At 28.8% G+C, this 2844-nt stretch carries 1 protein-coding gene; it reads right to left on the bottom strand.

Going from position 1 to position 2844, the window contains the following annotated elements; all coding sequences use genetic code 11:
- Positions 1–2245: 2245 nt before the first annotated feature.
- Positions 2246–2844: site-specific integrase (locus A9G40_RS05915; RefSeq protein WP_065582294.1), on the bottom strand; the 599-nt coding region annotated here is incomplete at its 5' end.

Genomic DNA, 2844 nt, shown 5'->3' with positions numbered 1-2844 from the left:
TTTTTTTTTGTACACTTTAAAAATAAAGCCTGTGGATATTACATTAAAAAGGTACACCTTTAACATTAAAAAGGTACACCTTTAACATTAAAAAGGTACACCTTTAACATTAAAAAGGTACACCTTTAACCTCACAACTTATTGAAAATAAACAAGAAAACAAGGGGGAAAACAGTAAAACAGTAAAACAATAAAACAGGAAATAAAACATCATTAAAGTGTATATTTTTAAATATAATACACTTAAACAAAAAAGGGTCAATTTTTTTTTTTGTACACTTTAAAAATAAAGCCTGTGGATATTACATTAAAAAGGTACACCTTTAACATTAAAAAGGTACACCTTTAACATTAAAAAGGTACACCTTTAACATTAAAAAGGTACACCTTTAACCTCACAACTTATTGAAAATAAACAAGAAAACAAGGGGGAAAACAGTAAAACAGTAAAACAATAAAACAGGAAATAAAACATCATTAAAGTGTATATTTTTAAATATAATACACTTAAACAAAAAAGGGTCAATTTTTTTTTTTGTACACTTTAAAAATAAAGCCTGTGGATATTACATTAAAAAGGTACACCTTTAACATTAAAAAGGTACACCTTTAACATTAAAAAGGTACACCTTTAACATTAAAAAGGTACACCTTTAACCTCACAACTTATTGAAAATAAACAAGAAAACAAGGGGGAAAACAGTAAAACAGTAAAACAATAAAACAGGAAATAAAACATCATTAAAGTGTATATTTTTAAATATAATACACTTAAACAAAAAAGGGTCAATTTTTTTTTTTGTACACTTTAAAAATAAAGCCTGTGGATATTACATTAAAAAGGTACACCTTTAACATTAAAAAGGTACACCTTTAACATTAAAAAGGTACACCTTTAACATTAAAAAGGTACACCTTTAACCTCACAACTTATTGAAAATAAACAAGAAAACAAGGGGGAAAACAGTAAAACAGTAAAACAATAAAACAGGAAATAAAACATCATTAAAGTGTATATTTTTAAATATAATACACTTAAACAAAAAAGGGTCAATTTTTTTTTTTGTACACTTTAAAAATAAAGCCTGTGGATATTACATTAAAAAGGTACACCTTTAACATTAAAAAGGTACACCTTTAACATTAAAAAGGTACACCTTTAACATTAAAAAGGTACACCTTTAACCTCACAACTTATTGAAAATAAACAAGAAAACAAGGGGGAAAACAGTAAAACAGTAAAACAATAAAACAACTAAGTTAGTCATAATAATACCTATAGGTGTATATTTTTAAATATAATACACTTAAACAAAAAAGGGTCAATTTTTTTTTTTGTACACTTTAAAAATAAAGCCTGTGGATATTACATTAAAAAGGTACACCTTTAACATTAAAAAGGTACACCTTTAACATTAAAAAGGTACACCTTTAACATTAAAAAGGTACACCTTTAACCTCACAACTTATTGAAAATAAACAAGAAAACAAGGGGGAAAACAGTAAAACAGTAAAACAATAAAACAGGAAATAAAACATCATTAAAGTGTATATTTTTAAATATAATACACTTAAACAAAAAAGGGTCAATTTTTTTTTTTGTACACTTTAAAAATAAAGCCTGTGGATATTACATTAAAAAGGTACACCTTTAACATTAAAAAGGTACACCTTTAACATTAAAAAGGTACACCTTTAACATTAAAAAGGTACACCTTTAACCTCACAACTTATTGAAAATAAACAAGAAAACAAGGGGGAAAACAGTAAAATAAGAAAACAAAGAAAATAGGGACAAAAAACCTAAATAAGTGGTATGTTCTAAAAATTATCCACTTTAAAAAATATAACATCTTGATAAATAATAATTTTATTTATTATAGTTTTTCAAGGGGAAAGCTAACGCCTCCCTATGGTCGTTGTTGAATCCCTCGCAATGTGAAAACAAGTTTCACACCGCTCACGATTGCCTATCCATTTAATTTCAAATATTCGTAATAGCATTAATAAGCACAAACAAGCATGCCGTTATAGCAGTTGTTCCCCAAAAACTAACACCAATAGAGCTAAAACAAACTATAGATGCCAATATTGTTAACATTAAAATTAATGCTTTCATTCCTCAGTTCTCAAGCTGAAAATTAATAATTTAATATTTGTTTAGGCAATCGTGAGCGGTGTGAAACTTGTTTTCACATTGCGAGGGATTCAACAACGACCGTAGGGAGGCGTTAGCTAAATCAAATTAACGTAAATATACTTCTGTTATTTGAGGTCTAAAATGCCCCAGTTCTTGCGATACGATTTCAAGTGCTAAATCTCTAGTTAATGTCATTTGAAGTTCTTTCATGCGTTCTTGTGCGTAACTATGCCGTAACCCATGTGCTCCTCCGCTCCAATTCAGCCTATTTTTTGATACCGTTGAAAATGAATTACTAAAATTTTTCCCTCCGGCAATATTATAATTTTGTTTATAGAACACGCCTCGATCCTCAATAAGCTTTGGTTCAGCAAGTCTTGTTTGCTCAAGTTTTTCGGCTAAGTGATACGGAATTAAAATTTCTCTCGTTAATCCTCCTTTTCCTGTCACTGTATAAAGCTCCCCCTCTCTTCCTAAAAATTTCTCTTTATGTGCAGGGCGTTCATCTGCTGGCTGTATTGATGCTTTTTCCAAAGTAAACAATTCATGAGCTCTTAATCCTGAGCTATAAGCTATTTGTGTTGATAATGAGTGTTTTGCTGTTTGATATGATGCAATAATTCTAACTTGTTCCCTGGTGTATGATCTGCTCTTTAAAATTTGATTATATTCTGACTTGATTACGTTCAGATGCTCTGTTTTAT

Origin of the sequence: Gilliamella sp. Nev3-1, from assembly GCF_001690435.1 — a bacterium.
GTDB lineage: Bacteria > Pseudomonadota > Gammaproteobacteria > Enterobacterales > Orbaceae > Gilliamella > Gilliamella apicola_C.
Note: the sequence above shows the minus strand (reverse complement) of the source record. Positions and strands in the feature narration are given on the sequence as shown.